Origin of the sequence: Dorea acetigenes (assembly GCF_025567385.1) — a bacterium.
GTDB lineage: Bacteria > Bacillota > Clostridia > Lachnospirales > Lachnospiraceae > Claveliimonas > Claveliimonas acetigenes.
On record NZ_JAOQJU010000004.1, the window covers coordinates 126,701 to 148,548 of the forward strand.

Annotated in this window: 24 protein-coding genes; 19 read left to right on the forward strand and 5 right to left on the reverse strand. The window is 46.0% G+C overall.

All coding sequences use genetic code 11. From position 1 onward, the window contains the following. Positions 1–8 precede the first annotated feature (8 nt). The gene (locus OCV99_RS06205) at positions 9–800 is read left to right on the forward strand and encodes a DUF6382 domain-containing protein (RefSeq protein ID WP_158369174.1); all 792 of its coding nucleotides are present in this window, start codon (positions 9–11) and stop codon (positions 798–800) included. A gap of 19 nt (positions 801–819) precedes the next feature. On the opposite strand, the gene OCV99_RS06210 is transcribed toward OCV99_RS06205, so the two are convergent. After that, a complete protein-coding gene (locus OCV99_RS06210) occupies positions 820–1,605 on the reverse strand; it encodes a sensor histidine kinase (RefSeq protein ID WP_158369176.1) in 786 nt (261 codons plus the stop codon). A 99-nt stretch (positions 1,606–1,704) separates the two neighbouring features. Here OCV99_RS06210 and OCV99_RS06215 point away from each other — a divergent pair, with 99 nt between their 5' ends. Both OCV99_RS06215 and OCV99_RS06220 read left to right on the forward strand, forming a co-directional pair. Beyond that, positions 1,705–2,118 (forward strand): HIT family protein, encoded by a 414-nt coding sequence (locus OCV99_RS06215; RefSeq protein ID WP_158369178.1) that lies wholly within the window; start codon positions 1,705–1,707, stop codon positions 2,116–2,118. Positions 2,119–2,154: 36 nt separating this feature from the next. Continuing rightward, a complete protein-coding gene (locus OCV99_RS06220; protein WP_158369180.1) occupies positions 2,155–2,691 on the forward strand; it encodes an RNA polymerase sigma factor in 537 nt (178 codons plus the stop codon). A gap of 34 nt (positions 2,692–2,725) precedes the next feature. Here OCV99_RS06220 and OCV99_RS06225 read toward each other — a convergent pair whose 3' ends face one another. Beyond that, positions 2,726–3,793: an undecaprenyldiphospho-muramoylpentapeptide beta-N-acetylglucosaminyltransferase gene (locus OCV99_RS06225; RefSeq protein ID WP_158369183.1), complete on the reverse strand. Its 1,068-nt coding sequence runs from the start codon at positions 3,791–3,793 to the stop codon at positions 2,726–2,728. A gap of 102 nt (positions 3,794–3,895) precedes the next feature. On the opposite strand from OCV99_RS06225, the gene OCV99_RS06230 reads away from it, so the two are divergent. After that, positions 3,896–4,801 (forward strand): DUF4367 domain-containing protein, encoded by a 906-nt coding sequence (locus OCV99_RS06230; protein WP_158369185.1) that lies wholly within the window; start codon positions 3,896–3,898, stop codon positions 4,799–4,801. 88 nt (positions 4,802–4,889) lie between these two features. After that, positions 4,890–5,372, forward strand: coding sequence for a DUF6147 family protein (locus OCV99_RS06235; protein WP_158369187.1), 483 nt, complete (start codon positions 4,890–4,892; stop codon positions 5,370–5,372). A gap of 237 nt (positions 5,373–5,609) precedes the next feature. Here OCV99_RS06235 and OCV99_RS06240 read toward each other — a convergent pair whose 3' ends face one another. Beyond that, positions 5,610–5,855, reverse strand: a complete 246-nt coding sequence (locus OCV99_RS06240) for a TIGR03905 family TSCPD domain-containing protein (RefSeq protein WP_158369189.1) — start codon at positions 5,853–5,855, stop codon at positions 5,610–5,612. Positions 5,856–6,187: 332 nt separating this feature from the next. Between OCV99_RS06240 and OCV99_RS06245 the strand changes: the two genes are divergently transcribed. The 14 genes from OCV99_RS06245 (at position 6,188) to OCV99_RS06310 (ending at position 20,125) form a co-directional block, all read left to right on the forward strand. Beyond that, complete coding sequence (locus tag OCV99_RS06245; protein ID WP_262575024.1) at positions 6,188–6,883, forward strand: 5'-methylthioadenosine/adenosylhomocysteine nucleosidase; 696 nt, start codon at positions 6,188–6,190, stop codon at positions 6,881–6,883. Positions 6,884–7,045: 162 nt separating this feature from the next. Beyond that, the gene (locus OCV99_RS06250; protein ID WP_158369191.1) at positions 7,046–7,936 is read left to right on the forward strand and encodes a hypothetical protein; all 891 of its coding nucleotides are present in this window, start codon (positions 7,046–7,048) and stop codon (positions 7,934–7,936) included. Positions 7,937–8,008: 72 nt separating this feature from the next. After that, positions 8,009–9,358 (forward strand): glucose-6-phosphate isomerase, encoded by a 1,350-nt coding sequence (locus tag OCV99_RS06255; RefSeq protein ID WP_158369193.1) that lies wholly within the window; start codon positions 8,009–8,011, stop codon positions 9,356–9,358. 12 nt (positions 9,359–9,370) lie between these two features. Next, the gene (locus OCV99_RS06260; RefSeq protein ID WP_158369195.1) at positions 9,371–10,807 is read left to right on the forward strand and encodes an aminotransferase class I/II-fold pyridoxal phosphate-dependent enzyme; all 1,437 of its coding nucleotides are present in this window, start codon (positions 9,371–9,373) and stop codon (positions 10,805–10,807) included. Next, a complete protein-coding gene (locus OCV99_RS06265) occupies positions 10,800–11,387 on the forward strand; it encodes a nucleoside/nucleotide kinase family protein (RefSeq protein WP_158369197.1) in 588 nt (195 codons plus the stop codon). Before OCV99_RS06260 ends, OCV99_RS06265 begins: the two co-directional genes overlap by 8 nt. After that, positions 11,374–12,363 (forward strand): DNA polymerase III subunit delta', encoded by a 990-nt coding sequence (holB, locus tag OCV99_RS06270; protein WP_158369199.1) that lies wholly within the window; start codon positions 11,374–11,376, stop codon positions 12,361–12,363. Before OCV99_RS06265 ends, holB begins: the two co-directional genes overlap by 14 nt. Before the next feature lie 4 nt (positions 12,364–12,367). Next, positions 12,368–13,279: a PSP1 domain-containing protein gene (locus OCV99_RS06275; RefSeq protein WP_158369201.1), complete on the forward strand. Its 912-nt coding sequence runs from the start codon at positions 12,368–12,370 to the stop codon at positions 13,277–13,279. Then, on the forward strand, positions 13,269–14,012 hold the full coding sequence (locus OCV99_RS06280; RefSeq protein WP_158369203.1) for a tRNA1(Val) (adenine(37)-N6)-methyltransferase: 744 nt from the start codon (positions 13,269–13,271) through the stop codon (positions 14,010–14,012). The genes OCV99_RS06275 and OCV99_RS06280 overlap by 11 nt, the downstream gene beginning before the upstream one ends. Next, positions 14,012–14,866 (forward strand): 16S rRNA (cytidine(1402)-2'-O)-methyltransferase, encoded by an 855-nt coding sequence (rsmI, locus tag OCV99_RS06285; protein ID WP_158369205.1) that lies wholly within the window; start codon positions 14,012–14,014, stop codon positions 14,864–14,866. The genes OCV99_RS06280 and rsmI overlap by 1 nt, the downstream gene beginning before the upstream one ends. Before the next feature lies 1 nt (position 14,867). Next, the gene (locus OCV99_RS06290; protein WP_158369207.1) at positions 14,868–15,848 is read left to right on the forward strand and encodes an ABC transporter ATP-binding protein; all 981 of its coding nucleotides are present in this window, start codon (positions 14,868–14,870) and stop codon (positions 15,846–15,848) included. Positions 15,849–15,996: 148 nt separating this feature from the next. Further along, positions 15,997–16,452, forward strand: a complete 456-nt coding sequence (locus OCV99_RS06295; RefSeq protein ID WP_158369209.1) for an RNA polymerase sigma factor — start codon at positions 15,997–15,999, stop codon at positions 16,450–16,452. Between the two features lie 139 nt (positions 16,453–16,591). Continuing rightward, positions 16,592–16,753, forward strand: coding sequence for a hypothetical protein (locus OCV99_RS06300; protein ID WP_262575029.1), 162 nt, complete (start codon positions 16,592–16,594; stop codon positions 16,751–16,753). 158 nt (positions 16,754–16,911) lie between these two features. Then, positions 16,912–17,556 (forward strand): hypothetical protein, encoded by a 645-nt coding sequence (locus OCV99_RS06305; RefSeq protein ID WP_158369211.1) that lies wholly within the window; start codon positions 16,912–16,914, stop codon positions 17,554–17,556. Between the two features lie 289 nt (positions 17,557–17,845). Next, complete coding sequence (locus tag OCV99_RS06310; RefSeq protein ID WP_158369281.1) at positions 17,846–20,125, forward strand: hydratase; 2,280 nt, start codon at positions 17,846–17,848, stop codon at positions 20,123–20,125. Positions 20,126–20,316: 191 nt separating this feature from the next. On the opposite strand, the gene OCV99_RS06315 is transcribed toward OCV99_RS06310, so the two are convergent. Together OCV99_RS06315 and OCV99_RS06320 are read right to left on the reverse strand one after the other, a co-directional pair. Continuing rightward, positions 20,317–21,060, reverse strand: a complete 744-nt coding sequence (locus tag OCV99_RS06315; protein WP_158369213.1) for an ImmA/IrrE family metallo-endopeptidase — start codon at positions 21,058–21,060, stop codon at positions 20,317–20,319. Between the two features lie 4 nt (positions 21,061–21,064). Continuing rightward, complete coding sequence (locus OCV99_RS06320) at positions 21,065–21,409, reverse strand: helix-turn-helix domain-containing protein (RefSeq protein WP_158369215.1); 345 nt, start codon at positions 21,407–21,409, stop codon at positions 21,065–21,067. Positions 21,410–21,848 lie beyond the last annotated feature (439 nt).

Here is a 21,848-nt window from a genome sequence, read left to right on the forward strand (position 1 = left end):
CTGCGAAGATGAAAGAAAATAATATAGTGAAGATTCAAACAGAGTATAAAAGAGAATTAAATAAGACGCATTTACTATTAAAAAAAGCAGGCGTCTATTCGGAAGACTATCAGATACGGATGCTGAGAGAAAATCATATAGAAGGATTGCTGCCTCTGAAAACCTGGGGATTGGATGAAATGAGTGTCTGTGAATATGATATTAGTGGAATGCAGTCTTTGGAAAATCTATATGATAGAAAAGGAATAGTATCGAAAGAAATGAAAGAGTTGCTAGAAACAATATTGAAAGTTATGGAGGAGATAGACAAATATCTTTTAAATGCAAATTGTCTGTTATTGGATCCGGCTTATGTGTTTAAGGAAAATGAAGAGTATATTTTCTGTTATTGTCCTTTTCATGAGAAAGATGTCCGGGAATCTTTCCATGAACTGACGGAATTTTTTGTTCAGCATACGGATTATCAGGATGTGGACAGCGTGAAATTGTCCTTTCTTCTTCATAAAGAAACGATGGAAGAGAATTACAGCCTGGGGAAGATTCTGGATAAAATAAAGCAGGAAGAAACAGTCCGGAAGCCGACGGAAGAATACCGGCGGAAGAATATGGACGTATTATTTCAAAATTCCACCTGTGAGGATGCGGAGCATGACTGGATTGCCTGTCAGGAAATGGGGAATAATATTATGCGGGAGACAGACAATCTGTGGACTCCGGTAAGAAGATTTCTTCAAAAGCATAGGAAGCCCCGGTGGGGAGACTTTGACGGAATCTATATTGATGAAGAAGAGTTCTATTGATAAAAGCAAAGGGGTTATGCTATAATTCATCTATATTCTTCAGCGGAGGTGTTTTTCGTACCTGATGCTGAGGGAGAATTATGGTAAATGTTGTTCCGGCGTCTGGCATAGATTCTACAGAGATCTTGCCGTGATGCGCTGTGACGATACGGTCTGTAATTGCCAGTCCAAGGCCTGTGCCGCCTTGCTTATAAGTGACAAACGGGGTGAAGATATCGGAAAGATGCTCTTTGGGAATACCGCAGCCGGAGTCCTGGATTTTAAGGAGAATCTGACCGGAGGATATGTCACAGGCTGCAAAGAGATGGACTCTTTTGTCAGTGGACCGGTTGTCAACAGCGTCTGCGGCATTGCGGAGAAGATTCAGGATTACTTCTTTCAATTTTACGGAGTCACCTTCTATGGAAGGAAGATCCGGTGCTATGTAAGAGGTGAATTCAATATCGGTGTCTGCAAGAGACGCAGCGTAGGAGACGGCGATCTGCTTTAGCAGAGCAGAGAGGGAGAAGGAAGATACAGTCAGTTTACTTCCATTATGAAAAGAGGACAGCTCGTCAAGAAGCTGCTGCATGTATTCGGTATCTTTTTTCAGGGAGTCCCAGTGCCGGTATCCGGTTACTTCCGGGTGCTGATGTTCAATCAACTGGATGGTGCTGTATACAAGTGTTAATGGATTGCGGATTTCGTGGCTGATGATCCGCAGGGTTTCTGCCTGTGAGTCTAAAAGCCTCTGCAGCAGGGCCTTGTTTTCTGGATTTTCTTCCATTAAATGTAACAATTTGTCGTAATCTGTTTTTGTCAACATGTGATATTACCACCTTTCTGGAGTAACAGTTTATCACGCACGGTTTTAATATTCAATGAGAAAATGTAAGTCTAAGATTCAAGAAAGAAGGATGAGAAAATGAGAGATGAAAATTGTATTTTCTGTAAAATTGCAAATGGTGAGATTCCCTCAACGACGGTATATGAGGATGATGATTTCCGGGTGATTCTGGATCTGTCACCGGCATCAAAGGGACATGCACTGATTTTGCCAAAGGAGCATTATGCGAATTTGTATGAATTGCCGGATGAAGCAGCGTCTAAGGTTTTGATTGTTGCTAAGAATGTTGTCGCTAAGATGACGAAGGCGCTGGGATGCGATGGCTACAACCTGGTACAGAATAACGGAGAGGCAGCCGGGCAGACCGTATTTCATTTCCATATGCATCTGATCCCAAGATATAAGGAAGACCAGGTAGGGCTTGGCTGGAAGATGGGTGAACTGACAGATGCCGACAGAGAAGATATTCTTGCAAAGTTAAAAGAAGTGTAGTGTTTGGAAATATACAGAAGATGAAGGTAAAGTAATGTGGAAACAGAATTCAATACAGTATTTGAATTGTATCAGAATATAGTAGTTCAGGCCGCGGCACTTTATACCCGTAATCAGCATACAGCAGAAGATATTGCGCAAGAAGTTTTTCGCAGATATTACATTTATGCCGGTTGTGGAGAGGTAGAGAATGTCAAAGGATGGCTTTTAACAACTGCAAGAAATCTTGCATATAACTACGTGAGAGACCACAGAAAAGAAGTTCTTCTGGATGTGAATACAGAAGGAGAGACGCTCTTGGGATATGGCGACAGTCCTGAGAAAGCATTCTTCGAGAAACTTTGGACAACAGAGGTGCTGGAGACCACGGATACGATTTTGAGCGCACTTGCAAGAAAGAATGAGAAATGGTTTGACGCGGTAACGCTGGTGTATTGTATGGAGAAGCCACAGCGGGAAGTGGCGGAGAGTATGGGTATTAGTTACGAGGGCTTGCAGAGTATGTTATACAGAGCAAAGAACTGGATAAAAGAAAATTACAGAGAAGAATTCGACTGTATAAACAAAGCATAAAGAAGCAGGTGTCGAACGGACACCTGCTTTTACGCTAAGAATTGACAGCGGATTCAATTAATTCAATAATGGTATCGATAGAATCCTGCTGACCGGAGACGGTCATTGCCTTTTTATACTGTGCACGGTTGTCATATAGCTGATGTACGGCTGACAGAAGGGATTCGTCTGTCAGTTCTTCCTCTTCGAGAACCATGCTGAATCCCTGGCGCTCGAAAGAGCGGGCATTCAGAATCTGATCGCCGCGGCTTGCGCTGGCAGACAGCGGAATCAGAAGGTTCGGCTTGTGCAGCGCCAGAAGCTCGCAGATGGCGTTAGCTCCGGCACGGGAAATGACAATATCGGTTAGAACGAACAGATCCTTCAGTTCGTCCTTGATGTACTCATATTGCACATAGCCCTTTACTCCCTGCAGAGAAGTGTCCAGTTTATTTTTGCCGCAGAGATGAATAACCTGAAAGTCCTTTAAAAGCTCCGGAAGGACATTTCTGACGGCCTGATTAACTGCAGCGGCGCCCAGACTTCCGCCGATAATCAGGATGACCGGTTTGTCAGAGGTAAGTCCGGTAAATTCAATAGCTTTGGATTTGCTGCCGGACAACAGTTCCTGGCGGATTGGGGAACCGGTCAGAACCGCTTTGTCAGCCGGAAGAAGTTTTACCGTCTCAGGAAAATTGCAGCACACTTTGGCTGCGGAAGGTATGGATAATTTATTCGCAAGCCCCGGCGTCATATCGGACTCATGAATAATAGCCGGAACCTTGCATTTCTTTCCGGCTATGACAACCGGAACGGATACGAATCCGCCTTTTGAGAAAATAACATCAGGTTCTAAGAGTTTAATCAACTTTTTCGCTTCGCTGAATCCTTTGATAACGCGAAACGGGTCAGTAAAGTTCTGAAGACTGAAATAACGGCGAAGCTTGCCGGAGGAAATCCCGTGGTAAGGAATTCCGAATGGTTCAATCAGCTCCTTCTCAATGCCGTTATAAGAACCGATGTAGTGGATATCATATTGTAATTCTTTTAGACGCGGCAATAATGCAATGTTAGGTGTAACATGACCTGCCGTACCGCCGCCGGTTAAGATGATACGTTTCATAATGCGCCTCCGCTTTTATCATTATAAATGTAATTGTAAACGCAAGCGGGGCGCGGGTCAAGGAAAAGTAAAAAGTTAAGATTAATTTAAAGGGGAAACAGAATGAAAGAAGAATTAGACGGCTTCAAAGAAAAAATGAAAGAGGAAATGGAAAAAGATGCCGCCCGAATCGAGGAAGCCATCCGGGCAGATGAAGAGATCTCGAAGATGAAAGCCAGCGCCGAATTGAGGGATAAGGTGAAGGAGCGGATCGAGGCATATCAGAGAGAAGAACTTCTGTCCAAATTGTCGGAGGAAGACCGGGAGGCGCTGCGCCTTGGACGGGAGCTTCAGAAGAAGAAAGCCGGGGCAGAGCCGGATGTGGAAATTGCCGGGGAAATCGGCATAACGGCAGAAGATGTGAAGAAGGCACCCGTACGCAAGGGCAAAATTGTGTGGAAGCGTGTGGCGGTGCTGGCGGCGGCAGTTATTGCGGTCTTTGCCATTGGAATCACCAGCGTCGGCGGACCGGAGAGGTTTATAGAAAAGATGAAGCAGACGGTTGGCGGCAGGGAAATGACGCAAGTAGATTCGGATAATGATTATGTAGCAAATGGTGGAGAAGAAAAAGAGGAGGCGGCGTATCAACAGGTTAAGGATGAATATGGTTTTGACCCAGTGAAAATAATGGTAAAACCCCAAAAGATGGTCTTTGACCGGGTGGAGATGGATTCGGATATCCCGCTTGCCCAATTTGTTTATGATTTGGACGGTCAGATAGTCACTTACATTGCGGATGCCCTGTATCTGGATAATTCCTGGGGCCTGGATGTGGAAGACGTACTGCTGGAGGAATATGAGTATCCCCTGGAGAAGACGACGGCTATGGTGGAAGCTTATCGTATAGCTGACTCGGGAAACACTAGCTATGTGGCTCAGTTCGATTACCGGGATGTACATTATACCCTTATGGGGCTTACGGAGAAGGAAGATTTGGAATTAATTTTAAAAAATTTACATTTTTTGTAAAATTTGCGTCAGATTCTGCCGACTTGTGTGTCTTAATATATGTAAAGGAAAAAGAAAAGCATAACAAAACAAGTGTGGAGGTACGAAGATGAGGAAGAAGTTGGTGTCTGTGATTAGCGCCGTAGTATTGACGATGAGTCTGGTAGTAGGGATGGGAACCCTAAGCTATGCGGGAAGTGGCCAGCCGCTGGCGGACGGTTCTTACCTTACCCATGACGAAGAGTCAATTGGCCACGCGACGCTTATGACCAGAGGAGTAGACCTTCAGGCAGGATATTCTAAAGTAGCACGCCTCGGTCCTGGAAAATTATATGCAGGTGGAACAACCATTGCAAATCACAACGTAGAATCCATCCAGGTGAGTGTGCTGGTAGAACGATGCAAAAAGGAAGGTGCCCCATGGGAATGCGTGGATGGTTGGCACAAGGAGAATGAGGATACCAGTACTGTCAACTCCAGCAAGGTGATGACTGTGGAAGGGGGATATTATTACCGAGTAAGATGTACCCATTCGGCAGGCAACGACATGAGCAGCTCATATACCAACGGAATCTTTATCGAAGAACCGTAAGCACGGAGAGAGTGGAGAATTAATTCACGGAGGGTGGAACTGCCGCAGCCACTGCACTGCGGAGCGAAGGAATGATTCCTTACATTGAGAAGCCGTCAAGCATCCACAACCACAATGGGTGACACCCACAGTGCAGTGGCTGCGGCAGTTCGCTGAACATGGCTAAAATGTGAATTCAAACAAGGGAAGGCTGAAGCGTAGGCAACTTCAGACCTTCCCTTTCTCCATTTTGGCAGGTTAAGCCTGTTCTTTGGCGAGCTTCAGCGCTTTTGCCAGTTGATCCGGGCAGGAAGTGGGCTTGATGCCACAGGTGATTCCTTCCATGCGCTGAATTGCGTCGTCTACCTTCATGCCTTTTACAAGCTGGGAGATTCCCATTGTATTTCCGGCACATCCGCCGACAAATTCCACTGATTTTATAACATCGCCGTCCAGTTCTACATTGATTAACTGAGAACAGACGCCCTGGGGTTTGTATACCATATGATAAGCCTCCTTGATTTTTTATAAGATGTTCAGGGTTACTATTCACAGTCGATTTGGAATCCAATATGGATTCGTCGTGCTTGCACGTAAGAAGGTATATTGGATTCCAAATCAGGACTGTGGGGCAGTCACCCAACCCACATAAGCAGTCTTAGCTCCTTTAGGAGCGGGACTGGAGTATCGAAGATGCGACGAGTGCGCATGCTGGTGGGGTGCTGTGAATTGTAACTGTTCAGGAGGATTATAACAGATGACGGAGGAAAAAGCTAGCTTTCAAAAGAAGAAGCTGATACAATAGATATCAGTTCAGACGATGGAGGATGTGGAAGATGATAATTGGCATTATTGGAGCAATGGAGGAAGAAGTTGCAGTTTTAAAGGAAGAGATGGATGTTCAGGAGGTTGTGAAAGCAGCGTCTATGGATTTTTGCAAAGGTGTGCTGTGCGGAAGAGATGTGGTGGTGGTAAGAAGCGGCGTAGGCAAGGTGAATGCCGCAATCTGCGCCCAGCTTTTGGTGGACAGGTTCGGCGTGGAGATATTGATTAATACGGGAATCGCGGGTTCTCTGGATGCGCAGATTGATATTGGGGATATCGTGATTTCTACGGATTCTCTGCATCACGATATGGACGCCACTTTATTTGGTGATCCACTGGGGCAGGTGCCGAGAATGGATACTCTGGCATTCCCGGCAGATCAGCGGCTTGTGGAGCTGGCGGTGCTGGCGAATCAAGAAGCGAATCCGGATATCCATACGTTTACGGGAAGGGTAGTCAGCGGTGATCAGTTTATCTCATCTGCAGAGGTAAAGGACAGGCTTGTGAAGCAGTTCCATGCAAAATGTACGGAGATGGAAGGGGCAGGGATAGCTCATGCCGCCTATCTGAATAAAATTTCGTACGTCATTATTCGCGCGATTTCCGACAAAGCAGATAATAGTGCTACTATGGATTATCCGGTGTTTGAAAGGCAGGCAATCGCCCACAGCGTAAGGCTTGTGAAGAATCTGCTGCCAAGGATTTAAAGGATGAAAGAAACCGCAGAAGAAGCGGTGAATCGACAGCAATCCCGGCTTTCGACGGCAAAGTGTAGGTTTCGGGGATTGAACCGCACAATTTGGCGAACGGTTTTTCTACCCTCTTTCTGAGATTCAGGTATAATCGGAATCAAGAAGGAGGGTTTTACTATGTTAAAAGCGATTTTGGACAGGCATGTACTATTGATACTTATGGGAGTGTTCGCGGTTCTGGGGATTGTGAGCAAGTGCATTGCCGGCATTACACTAAAGAGGCTTGTACGGGCGGCGGGCAGTATGAACAAAAGCGCACATCCATTGATCCGGCTGGTGCGCGCCAAGTATGAACATGCATGTATGCTCAACGACAAAGTACAGAATGTGGGAGTATTTGTGGATAAGTATTTATACGAGTATAAGATCCTGGGGCTGCGCCTCTACCGGTGGAGACGGATGGAGAATGTGATGGCGGGATTGTGTCTGATTACCGGGGCAGCGGCGGCGTTCCTTACATACAGCGTTTACGGGATGTCGGACGCTGTGCTGAAGATGGGGGCCGGCGGAGCGGCTCTTGCAATACTGCTTTATCTCTTCCATTTGACGTCTGACGAAAATTATATGCTGGAGGCAGTGAAGACTTATATGGTGGATTATCTGGAAAATGTCTGTGCACGCCGTTATGAAAAGAACCAGCAGAAAGAAAAGAAGGAAATAAAAGGATTGGCAGTGCGGGAAGAGCCGGAGAATGCGGCAGAAGACAGAGCGCTGGCGGCGAAGGTGGAGAAGCTTGGAACTGCCGGAATAGAGGAAGACGTTCAGAAGTTACAAAAATCGGAGCCGAAAAAGGAAGAGGGGGCGGATGATGCTTCTGGGACAACGAAAAAAGAGATTCCGGCGGAAGTTCCACTGGAGATTCCGGAGCCGGGACAAGATCTGGAGAGGCTTCCGAAACCGGAAATATCAGCTGCATCGTCTAAAAAATCCAGGGAGGAGAAAAAGGAGCAGAAGCAGGTTTCGAAGGAAGTGCTGATCAGGGAGATATTAGAAGAGTTTTTAGCTTGATAAAAGCGTGGTAAACTGATAAAATAAGGATAGTGTATTTATAGAAACATAAGAGGGAAAGAAGGTATTGCGATGGCAAATAAAGTAACATTTGATTACGCAAAAGCAACAACATTTATTCATGACCATGAAGTGGAATCTATGAAAGGAATCGCAGAGGCGGCGAAGGAGGTTCTGGTCAGCAAGTCAGGCGCGGGCAATGATTTCCTGGGATGGATCGATCTCCCGGTAGATTATGATAAAGAAGAATTTGCACGTATCCAGAAGGCAGCCGCGAAGATTCAGAGCGATTCAGAGGTTCTGGTTGTAATTGGAATCGGTGGTTCTTATCTGGGGGCAAGAGCTGCGATCGAATTCTTGCGCCATAATTTCTACAACATGGTTTCTAAAGAAGTGCGTAAGACTCCTGAGATATATTATGCAGGAAACAGTATCAGCAGCACATATTTAAAGCATCTGATCGATGTGATTGGCGACAGGGATTTCTCTGTGAACATCATTTCCAAATCAGGTACGACAACAGAGCCTGCTATCGCATTCCGTGTTTTTAAGGAAATGCTGGAGAAGAAATACGGTAAGGAAGAAGCTGCGAAGAGGATTTACGCAACTACAGATAAGGCAAGGGGAGCGCTTAAGAATCTGGCGACAGAAGAAGGATACGAATCCTTCGTGGTGCCGGATGATATTGGCGGACGTTTCTCCGTACTGACAGCGGTAGGACTGCTTCCGATTGCTGTGAGCGGGGCAGATATTGAGAAGTTGATGGAAGGTGCTGCAGCGGGAAGAGAGATGGCGCTGAACCTGCCGTTTGAGGAAAATGATGCAATGCAGTATGCTGCTATCCGTAATATTCTCCACAGAAAAGGGAAAGCAGTGGAGGTTCTTGCCAATTATGAGCCAAGTCTCCATTATGTATCTGAGTGGTGGAAACAGCTCTACGGTGAGAGCGAAGGCAAGGACAATAAGGGAATCTTCCCGGCGGCGGTAGACCTTACGACAGACCTGCACTCCATGGGCCAGTTCATCCAGGACGGAAGCCGCATTATGTTTGAAACGGTTATGAATGTAGAAGAGTCCACAGAGGAGATTATTATTAATGAAGAACCGGTGGATCTGGACGGCCTGAATTATCTGGCAGGAAAGAATGTGGATTTTGTAAATAAGAGTGCGATGAACGGAACGATTCTTGCCCACACAGATGGAAATGTGCCGAACCTGCTTATTAATATTCCGGCGCAGAATGAGTTTTATCTGGGAGAGTTATTCTACTTCTTTGAATTTGCATGTGGTGTAAGCGGCTATATTTCAGGAGTGAATCCGTTCAATCAGCCAGGTGTAGAGAGCTACAAGAAGAATATGTTCGCGCTTCTCGGCAAGCCGGGATTCGAGGAAGAACGGGAAAAATTACTGAAGAGATTATAAGGACCGGAAGGTATGACATTATATCAGAGACTGAATGAGTACAGTGAATCGGACTATTACGGATTCCATATGCCGGGACATAAGAGGAACCGGAATCTTATGGGCAATGGATTACCGTACAGCATTGATATTACAGAGATTGAAGGATTTGACGATCTGCATCATGCGGCGAATGTGCTGAAAGAGGCGCAGGAGAGAGCAGCCAGAGTGTATGGAGCGCAGGAGAGCCATTTCCTTATCAATGGAAGTACAGCAGGAATATTGAGTGCGGTTCTTGGAAATACACAGAGGGGGGATGCGGTGCTTGTGGCAAGGAACTGCCACAAGTCCGTGTACCACGGGATTTATTTGAATGACTTGAAGCCGTACTATCTGTACCCGGAGTTCAGGCAGGATATTGAATTAAACACAGGAATTTCCGTAAGCGCAGTGAAAACTGCGCTTAAAGAGCATTCAGAGATTCGGGCGGTTATTATCGTATCCCCTACCTATGACGGCGTTCTGTCGGATGTCCGGGGAATTGCACAGGCAGTTCACGAGAAAGGGATTCCGCTGATTGTGGATGAGGCTCACGGCGCCCACTTCGGATTTCATCCGTATTTCCCGGAAAATGCGCTCGCGAAGGGAGCTGATGTGGTAATACACAGCGTCCATAAGACACTTCCTGCCCTGACCCAGTCAGCGCTGCTCCATATGCAGGGTTCTTATGCGAACCGCAGAAAAGTGCGTAAATATCTGGATATGTTGCAATCCAGCAGTCCATCCTATATACTGATGGCAGGGATTGATGCTTGTATGGATATGCTGGAGAACCGCAGAGAGGAAGTATTTGACCCTTATGTGGACAGGTTGAAAGCGCTGCGGGAATCTCTGAGGGAGCTAAAAGCACTGCGGCTGATCGAAACGGAGGGGGAGACTTACGACCCGTCTAAATTGCTGATTTCCGCAGGGGATACGGGACTTAGCGGCAGGCAGCTTTACAGGAAATTGTTGGAAGAGTATCATCTTCAGATGGAGATGGCGGCAGGCAGCTACGTGCTTGCCATGACGGCAGTAGGGGATACAAAAGAAGGATTTGACAGGCTGAGAGATGCTTTGTTTGCCATTGACGCTCAGGTTTTGGAGGGAAGATGGAAGGATATGCCGATAAGGAAGCGCGTATGCGGGAGACTTCCGGCGGCGGAGATGGTCTATACCAGCTATGAATTGGAAGCGCTTTTGGAAAATGCAAAGGCGCACGGTGTGCAGTTTGTTCCGTGGCAGAAAGCGGCGGGATATATTTCCACGGAGTATGCATATCTTTATCCGCCGGGGATTCCGTTGATTGTCCCGGGCGAACGGATTACAGAAGAAATTGCAGATATGTGTGCTGCTTATCATACTCTTGGATTTACCATTGAGGGATTAAAAGGAGAAGAAGGATACATTGAGGTTTTAGAAAATGGGTAGAATATATTATATCATGGGAAAAAGTTCGGCGGGGAAGGATACCTTGTTTCGGGAGATCAGGCACCGTCTGCCGGAGCTTCGAACCGTAATCCCTTATACGACCCGCCCGATCCGTGAGGGCGAAGAGAACGGAAGAGAGTATCATTTTGTAGAAGAAAGCCGTCTGGCAGAGCTTGAGGCGGCAGGCAGAGTGATTGAGATGCGCGCCTATCATACGGTGCACGGTGTCTGGAAATATTTTACGGTGGATGATGGGCAGATTGATGTCCGGACTGCGGATTATCTGATGATAGGAACGCTGGAGTCCTATGAGAAAATGAGAGAATATTACGGCGCGGAATCTTTGGCGCCGATTTATATAGAGGTGGAAGCCGGAGAACGGCTGTCCCGGGCGCTTGGGAGGGAGCGGATGCAGAGGTCGCCCAAGTACGGGGAGATGTGCAGAAGATTTCTTGCGGATGAGAAAGATTTTGCAGAAGAAAATCTGCACCGCCTGGGAATCACAAGAAGATTTATAAATGATGACAAAGAACAATGCTTAGAAGAGATTATCGAGGTAATACACAATGGGAAGCTTTAAAGACGTGGTAGGACACAAAGACATAATTAATTATATAAGGAATGCAGTCAGTGAAGATAAGGTCTCACATGCTTATATCCTGAATGGCGAGCGGGGTTCCGGCAAGAAGATGCTGGCAAATCTTTTCGCTTCGACGCTTCAGTGTGAGAAGGGCGGACCTGACCCGTGCAATGAATGTCATTCCTGTAAGCAGGCAGAGAGTGGCAACCATCCGGATATTATCCATGTAACCCACGAAAAGCCGAATACAATTAGTGTGGAAGACGTCAGGACGCAGGTCAATAATGATATTATGATTAAGCCCTATCAGGGGCCTTATAAGATTTATATTATCAGTGAGGCGGATCTGATGACGCCCCAGGCACAGAACGCCCTCCTTAAAACGATTGAAGAACCGCCGGAGTACGCGGTGATTTTCCTGCTGACGGAGAATGCCCAGATGCTGCTTCCTACCATTACTTCCAGGTGTGTGATGCTGAAGCTGCGCAATATTAAGGATACGCTGATTAAGAAGTATCTGATGGAGACTGTAAAAGTGCCGGATTATAAGGCGGACATGTGTACCGCATTTGCCCAGGGAAATATGGGACGGGCAATTATGCTGGCAAATTCGGAGCATTTTAATGAAATCCGTGAGGAAGCCGTGCAGCTTCTGAAATATATCGATGAGATGGATCTGAATGAGGTTGTGAAGGCGATTAAACGGATTAGCGCATATAAATTGGAGATTAACGATTATCTGGATATTATTATGATATGGTATCGGGATGTACTTATTTATAAGGCGACACAGGATGTTACAAAGGTAGTTTTTAAAGATCAGCTGTCCTGCATTAAGGCAAGGGCAAGGAAGAGCTCTTATGAAGGGATCGAGAAAATTTTAGAAAGTCTTGAGAAAGCGAAGAGCAGACTGAAGGCAAATGTTAATTTTGATTTGGTAATGGAGCTTTTGCTGCTGACGATAAAGGAGAATTAGAAATATGACAGAGGTAATAGGAGTAAGATTCCGTCCCGCGGGCAAGATATATTTTTTTTCACCGGGGAAGTTAAAAATCGGGACGGGCGACCATGTGATTGTAGAGACTGCCAGGGGCGTGGAGTATGGAACTGTGGTGACAGGACCTAAGATGGTGGAAGACGACAAGATTATGCAGCCGTTGAAGCCGGTTATCCGTATTGCGACACCTGAAGATGTGAAGAAGGAAGCGAAGAACAAGTCGAAAGAGAAGGAAGCGTTTGAAATCTGCCTGGAGAAAATACGTAAGCATGGGCTGGAAATGAAGCTGATTGATGCAGAGTATACTTTTGATAATAATAAGGTATTGTTTTATTTTACTGCAGATGGGCGGATTGATTTCCGGGAACTGGTAAAAGATCTGGCAAGCGTGTTCCGCACAAGAATTGAGCTGCGCCAGATCGGCGTGCGGGATGAGACAAAAATCAGAGGCGGCATCGGCATCTGCGGGCGTCCGCTGTGCTGCCATACGTATCTGACAGAATTTGCCCCGGTATCGATTAAGATGGCAAAGGAGCAGAATATGTCCCTGAACCCTACAAAAATATCGGGTGTGTGCGGAAGATTGATGTGTTGTCTGACTAACGAAGAAGAGACTTATGAAGAGCTGAACAGTCGTCTGCCGTCTATAGGCGACAGTGTGACGACACCGGAGAAACTTCATGGAGACGTGCAGTCAGTGAATGTCCTGCGCCAGCTTGTGAAGGTAATTGTTACGCTGGATAATGACGAGAAGGAAATCCGGGAGTACAAAGTGAGTGAGCTGCGGTTTAAGCCCCGCAGGAAGAAGAAGGATATCCGGCTGTCAAAAGAAGAATTCCAGGAGCTTAAAGCGCTGGAGGAAAAGAATGGAGCGTCCAGATTAGATGATGAATAGGTTAAAGGAAGGCGAGCGGCTGGATGACCTGCAGGTGAAAGGTTATGAAATCATTCAGCATCCGGGACGTTTCTGCTTTGGGATGGATGCGGTGTTGCTGTCATCATTTGCAAAGGTGAAGAGAAGGGAGCGGGCGCTTGATCTTGGATGCGGGACAGGGATTCTGCCTATATTACTGGAGGCGAAGAATGAAGGCAGCTATTATGCCGGGTTGGAGATTCAGGAAGAAAGCGCGGACATGGCGCGGCGGAGCATTTGCCATAATCGACTGGAAAATAAGATTGAGATTATAACGGGGGATATTAAAGAGGCGGCTAAAATTTTCGGTGCGGCCTCTTTTGAGGTTATTACTTCCAATCCGCCCTATATGATTGAAGAACACGGATTGAAAAATGAGATGGATACGCAATATATTGCAAGGCATGAGGTGCTTTGTACGCTGGAGGACATTCTGCGGGAGAGTGCAAAGATTCTGAAGCCAAAGGGCAGGTTTTATATGGTGCACCGCCCTTTTCGCCTGGCGGAAATTCTGGCGGGTATGAATCGGCATGGAATAGAACCTAAACGGATGCGCCTGGTATATCCTTATGTGGATAAAGAGCCGAATATGGTGCTGGTAGAGGGAATGAGAGGAGCCAGGCCGCGGATGACGGTGGAGCCGCCGCTGGTTGTGTATGAGAAGGATGGAAGTTACACGCGGGAGCTGCTTCGTATGTATGGGAGGAATTTATAATGGCAGGAACATTGTATTTATGCGCGACGCCTATTGGCAATCTGGAAGATATGACGCTGCGGGCCATACGGATTTTGCGGGAAGCAGATTTGATTGCAGCAGAGGATACCCGCAACAGCATTAAGCTTTTGAATCATTTTGAAATCAAAACTCCTATGACCAGCTATCATGAGTATAATAAGATAGAGAAAGGGCGTAAGCTGGTGGAACGGCTTTTATCCGGTGAGAATATTGCTCTGATTACCGATGCGGGGATGCCCGGGATTTCTGATCCGGGAGAAGAACTGGTGAAAATGTGTTATGATGCAGGGGTGGCGGTTACGGCGGTTCCGGGGGCGTCGGCATGTATTACGGCGCTGGTCCTTTCCGGGTTGTCCACAAGGAGATTTGCATTTGAAGCATTTCTCCCGGCTGAGAAAAAAGAACGAAAAAGCATATTGACGGAGCTTAAGGATGAGACAAGGACTATGATTATTTACGAAGCTCCGCATCGGCTTTTAAGGACGCTGGAGGAACTGTATGAGACGATGGGGGAACGGAAGATTACCGTATGCAGGGAGCTTACCAAGAGACATGAGACTGCATTTACCACAACATTAAAAGAAGCTTGCAGTTACTACCGTGCACAGGAGCCTAAGGGCGAATGTGTGCTTGTGATCGAGGGAAAGAGCAGACAGGAGCTTAAAGAAGAGGCGCAGGCAAGGTGGGACGATATGTCTGTCAAAGAGCATATGGAATATTACGAAAGCCAGGGCATCGGGCGGAAAGAGGCGATGAAGCTGGTGGCGAAGGACCGGGGCGCAGGCAAGAGGGATATCTATAAAGCGCTGCTTGAACAGCGGGAGGAAGAGTGAAATGGCAAGTGTATCACTAAGGCATATTAATAAGGTTTATCCAAATGGATTTGAAGCGGTGAAGGATTTTAACCTTGAGATTGAAGAGAAAGAATTTATCGTATTTGTAGGGCCGTCAGGCTGTGGGAAATCCACGACTCTTCGTATGATTGCCGGCCTGGAGGATATTTCTTCCGGTGAGCTTAGAATTGGGGGCAAGGTGGTAAATGATACGGAGCCAAAGGATAGGGATATCGCGATGATTTTTCAGAATTATGCTCTGTATCAGCGCATGACGGTATATGAAAATATGGCATTCGGACTGAAGTTAAGGAAGACACCCAGAGATGAAATTGACAGGATGGTTCGCGAAGCGGCAAAAATCCTGGAACTGGAAGCCTTGTTGGATCGCAGACCCAAAGCACTCTCTGACGGACAAAAACTGCGTGTTGCTATGGGACGGGCTATTGTCTGTGGACCGAAGGTCTTTTTGATAGGGGAGCCACCCTCAAATTTGGATGCGAAGCTTCGGCGGCAGATGCGTTTTGAACTTTTCAGGCTGCATCAGAGATTGGGAATGACAGTTATTTATGTAACAAATGATCCGGTAGAGGCTATGATGCTTGGGACAAGGGTTGTGGTTATGAATGGCGGTGTCCTGCAGCAGGCAGATACGCCGCAAATGCTGTGTGATTATCCCCGTAATCTGTTTGTGGCTGGTTTTGTCGGTTCGCCGCAGATGAATTTTGTGGATGCAGCATGTAAGGCTGCCGGCGGCAAATTGTATCTTACGGCAGGCTCTCTGGAACTTGAGATTCCGGTGGAGCAGGTAAAGAAGTTTACTGACGGCGGTTATGTTGGGAAAACGGTGGTGCTGGGAGTTCGCGGGGAGGATGCCGGCGCTACTTTGAAGGCGCTTACACAATCCCCGGAGGCTATGAAGAAAAAGATGATTCATATATTTGATAAGGAAACGGAGCTTGCCATTACAAGTTTGTCATAGTAAAATAAAAATAGAAAAGAAAGTACAGAAAAGACGGCGTGGGATGCGCCGTCTTTTTATATGTAGTCGGGGAATGCAGCAGGGCTTTCAGAGGATTCGGGCTGTTATGGCTGAACGGATATATTTTGTGCGGTGATGGGCGTCTTAATTGGCTGAACTGGAACAGGGAGTGAGGAGAGACATCGCTTACAACAAATGGCTGGCAGAACAACGATGGAAGCAATGGAAGAAAGAGGAAGAGCAGATTCTCAGAGAAGAGGGGGCAAGTGAGGAAACCATACAGAAGTTAAGAGAATATGATTGGGAAATGTTCAAACAAGAGAGGCGTTTTCTGGAAAGGCAGACGCCCATGGCAATGCATTCGGGAAGAGAGAGAATGCAAAGAGAAGAAATCTATGATGAAAAAGAACTGCTGGAGGCAATCGATCATGAGGCGTTGTATGAAGTGGTAAAGAGCTTAGATTCCGTAAGCCGGGAAATCCTGGTTCTGAAGCTGCAACAGTACAATACAGCCGAAATTGCCAGGAAATTAGGGATTACAGAAAAGGCGGTATACAGGCGGATGGACAGGATAAAAGAAAAAATTAAAAAAATTGTCGAATGAGAGGGGAAAAAAGCAGCTTCCCGACGGCTAGTATATAAGAGGGATATTTTACACGTAACATCTGAGCTCTGAAATAGCCAAGCCTTGCGGCTGGCAGAGATCAGCAAACAACGGCAGACAGAAAGAGAGGAAAGGACTTATGAAGAGAGATATTTTGATGATGGGGATACTGACTGTATTCGGCTGCTGGGGAGTGCATATCGGAAAGATAAATAGGGAAATCAGCAAATTTGACAGAGAAATGAAAGTCATGAAACAGGCACAAAATAGTTCCCACCAAAAGAAAAATATGATACAATGAGCGCATAGCGACGAACGCAAATCCGGGGGAAGATGCGCTGTCTGCTTGCAGACGAGAGCATCTTCACAGGGATTTATGTGAGTGCAACGGACACCGAGGGAAGGGAGTTCCCGAGGTGGCGTTCGGAGAAGGTAGGTAGTGAAAGAGGTGATGAAAGTATGTTAGATGAAAAAGATGTGTTTATCATAAAAGATATTGTAGAAAGTGCAATTGAAAAGAATAATTATATCCTGCGAGATGAGATGCGAGAGAATTCGGAGAATCTGAAGAAGGAACTACGCGAAGAGATGCGAGAGAATTCGGAGAATCTGAAGAAGGAACTACGCGAAGAGATGCGGGAGAATTCGGAGAATCTGAAGAAGGAACTACGCGAAGAGATGCGAGAGAATTTGGAGAGCTTGAAGGAAGAACTACGCGGGGAGATGCGGGAGAATTCGGAAGAACTACGCGGGGAGATGCGGGAGAATTCGGAAGAACTGCGCGGAGAGATGCGAGAGAATTCGGAGAATCTGAAGAAGGAACTGCGCGGAGAGATGCGAGAGAATTCGGAGAATCTGAAGACAGAGCTGCGTGGGGAGATTCATAGTGCAATTGAGGAGAATAACGAGTTGATTTTCGATGAAATGGAGTGTTATTACCAGATGACACACAGAGAGCTCGAGGCATTAGACAAGAAGGTAACAGAGATTAGCGATTATTATCGGATTAGGAAACTGGAGGATTCCACCAGCGATAAGCTGCTGCGGCTATATGAACAGCAGCAAGAAGAAATAGAAGAAATAAAAAAACAGCTTGCAATGTAGCGGCACGCGGGACATTCTGTCCCGCGTGTTTTGATACTTATTATAGTAACAGTTCAGCCCGCGCCATTCGCAAAACGCATCTACGATGCTTCTCCGCTGCTATGCAGCTATTTTTGCTCATAAAATGGCGCTCCGCTCATAAGCCGGATTGTATGTTCATTCATGCAAGCATGATTCACCCACAATCCGGCTTATGGCTGAACTGATATGTATGAATTCTAAGGTTACATTGACTTTTTATAGGATGCGTTATAAAATAACAGAAGCGAAGGCGACAGGAGGAGAAGCAATGGTGAAATTGTATGACAAAGGTGTCTATCTTGTGAATGGCACTGAAATTGTAGAAGATGTAAAAGAAGCAGAGCGTAAGGCTGGCAGGGCGTTTTCCAGGGATGAAGCCGCGGAACAGACAATGGCATATCGTATTTTGGCTGACCATAATACATCCGGAAATATGGAACGCCTGCAGATTAAATTTGATAAACTGACGTCCCATGATATTACTTTTGTTGGGATTATCCAGACAGCAAGAGCTTCCGGCCTTGAGAAATTCCCGGTGCCGTATGTACTGACGAATTGTCATAATTCTTTGTGTGCGGTAGGGGGAACGATTAATGAGGACGATCATATGTTTGGATTGACATGTGCCAAGAAATACGGCGGAGTCTATGTTCCTCCACATCAGGCGGTTATCCACCAGTATGCGCGTGAGATGCTTGCGGGAGGCGGCAAGATGATTCTGGGTTCGGACAGCCATACACGGTATGGAGCCCTTGGTACGATGGCAATGGGTGAGGGTGGACCGGAGCTTGTGAAGCAGCTTCTGAATAAAACTTATGATATTAAGATGCCGGGAGTTGTAGGCATTTATTTGGACGGCGAGCCGATGAAGGGCGTAGGACCGCAGGATGTGGCGCTTGCAATTATCGGTGCAACCTTCGGAAATGGATATGTGAATAATAAGGTAATGGAATTTGTCGGACCCGGCGTAGGCAAGCTGAGTGCGGATTTTCGTATTGGCATTGATGTTATGACGACAGAGACTACCTGTCTTTCTTCTATCTGGAAGACAGATGAGAAGATAAAGGAATTTTATGAGATTCATGGACGTGTGGAAGATTACAAGGAGCTGAATCCGGGAGAAGTTACATATTATGACGGCATGGTATATGTAGACTTAAGTGAGATTAAGCCAATGATTGCAATGCCGTTCCATCCATCTAATGTATATACGATTGATGAGGTAAATGCAAATCTGAAGGATGTGCTTCATGATGTGGAGCAGAAAGCGCTGGTAAGTCTTGACGGAGCAGTTGACTATTCTCTGCAGAGTAAGATTGTAGATGGCAGACTTTATGTGGATCAGGGAATCATCGCAGGATGTGCCGGAGGCGGATTTGAAAATATTTGCGCGGCAGCGGACATTATCCGCGGCAAATATATCGGTTCTGATGAATTTACATTCAGTGTATATCCGGCAAGTACGCCAGTGTATATGGAGCTTGTGAAGAACGGCGCCGTAGCTGATTTGATGGCAGCGGGAACCATTGTGAAGACAGCGTTCTGCGGACCTTGCTTCGGTGCAGGAGATACGCCTGCTAATAATGCATTTTCCATCCGGCATTCTACCAGGAACTTCCCGAACCGTGAAGGTTCTAAGCTTCAGAGCGGGCAGATTGCATCTGTTGCGCTTATGGATGCACGTTCTATTGCAGCGACGGCAGCGAATAAAGGATTCCTTACTCCAGCGACGGCAATGGATGTGGAATACAAGGGACAGAAATACCATTTTGATAAAAATATATATGCAAACCGTGTATTTGACAGCCATGGAGTGGCAGATCCGTCTGTAGAGATTAAGTTTGGACCGAATATCAAGGATTGGCCGGCAATGTCAGCACTTCCGGAGAATTTGCTTGTGAAGGTTGTTTCAGAAATCCATGACCCGGTAACCACGACAGATGAGTTGATTCCGTCCGGCGAGACATCTTCTTATCGTTCGAATCCACTGGGGCTTGCGGAATTTGCGCTGTCAAGGAAAGATCCTGCATATGTAGGCCGGGCAAAAGAGGTGCAGAAAGCGCAGAAGGCGATTGAGGCAGGTTTATGCCCATTGGATGCACTGGAAGAGCTGAAGCCGGTAATGGCGAAGATTCAGGAAACTTATCCGGAAGTGGGGCAAGGAAATATCGGTGTAGGAAGCACGATATTTGCAGTAAAACCAGGCGACGGTTCCGCAAGGGAACAGGCGGCGTCCTGTCAGAAAGTTTTGGGAGGATGGGCGAATATTGCAAATGAATATGCGACCAAGAGATACCGTTCTAATTTGATTAACTGGGGTATGCTGCCGTTTATTACAGAAGAAGACCATGAACATTTAAGCTTCAAGAATGGCGATTATATTTTCGTGCCGGAAGTAAGAAAGGCAATCGAAGAGAAAGCGGAGACCATTAAAGCATATGTGGTTGGCGATGAGCTGAAGGAGTTGAATCTGAAGCTTGGCGATCTGACGGATGCGGAGAGAGAAATCATCTTGAAAGGATGCCTGATTAATTACTATAGAGGATAACAATATCTATATGAATAGAAATAGAGGGGCTGTCAGGAAATAGACAGCCTCTTTTTATATAACAGGAAATTCCTTCGGAATCCCCTGTTATATAAAATGCACTTCGTGCAGTGATGCGCAGCTCGCGGAGATGAAATTACTGTGTTACAGTCTGCTCGCGCGCGGCGATTGCACACAAGGCGCAATCTTTTTTATAATATAGGGGACAGCCAGCGCGCTTCCATCCGGCGGAACCGCTCCATATCGTCTGAAAATAAAATATCTGACAATGCAGGCGTGTCTGAGCGCAGCGGACGCTCTTTTGGAAGTTCACATCCCCGGCAATGGTTCTCATAGGAATTGTAAAGTGTGGCGCCGCAGAAATCACATGTTTTAACATTCCATACAAAACAGTCCTGCTCTGCCCTGTAAAAATGATAATACATATCCCGTTCAAGAGCCGTCATCCGGCGCTCACGGAGAAGAAGCTCTTCGTGCCATCGCAGATAATCTTCGTATGCAATTTGTGCTGCCTCTTCTGATATTTGAAATATAAAGGATACGTCACGCGCATTCTGGCATCTGGCATAGTAAATAGCCATTCTGGGAGCCAGAAGATTTCCTGCGAAGAAGTTTGCCTCAATTTCATTGTGCCGGGTTTCATTCTTGTGCCCTAAAATATGATGCCCCAATTCATGGGCGAGGGAAAATCGGATCCGCAGGGGAGATTTGTCCTGATTATAGGCAATAATTCTATGTGCCCCGTCCCGAAAGGCTTCTTCTGAATAAGAAATACACATTTCATAAAGAGCTTTATTTTTTCGCCCAAGTTCCTGGTAGGTATGCAAAGTATATCCGTAGTGTTCCAGAAGACTTGTACAGTCAACAGGAAAAGAAAATACACTGCATTCAGCGAACACATCTAAAATACGCTTCTGAATGTCATAATGATTCAAAATATCAGACCTCTTTTGGATTATCAATTTCGGACAGGAGTTTAATCAGCTGCATCTTTTGTTCTATGGAAAAATCTTTTCCGTTGCGGGCAATCAGGTGTTCCACATCTTCATAGGATGGAGCCGCCGGTTTTGCAGTGGTTCCGTCTGCTGCCATTTCTTCCAATTCTTCAACAGTAATCCCAAGATTTCTGCAGATCAGGCTAACATTATTTACGCTTGCGCGTCCTGCGCCCTTTTTCAGAATGGTATAAAGAGTACTTTCCGGAATTTCACATTTCTGGGCAAAAGACCGGACAGAATAGCCCTTTTCTTTAATTAATTTTTCTATAACGGCTGCTTTTTTCATATTCTTCTACCTCATATCAATTTTATTTGGAATGCAGATACATTCTTATAGAAAGAGTTTCACTTATGTAACTAATTATAAGCGAAATCGAAGTAAAAGTAAACGGAAAACCATAATAGAAAGAATGTTTTTTGTTACCATTCACAGAACCCCACCAGCATGCGCACTCGTCGCATCTTCGATGCTCCAGTCCCGCTCCTATCGGAGCTAAAACTGCTTATGCGGGTGGGGTGACTGCTCCACAGTTCAGATTTGGAATCCAATATATCTTCTTACGTGCAAGCACGACGAATCTATATTGGATGTCAAATCGGCTGTGAATGGTAACGAAAGTCCGCAAAAAAACTATTGACAAATTACGGATATCCGATTATTATAAAGCCATAGATTTACGGAGAACAGCAAATAAACATCTGTTCGATAGAATGAATATATCATG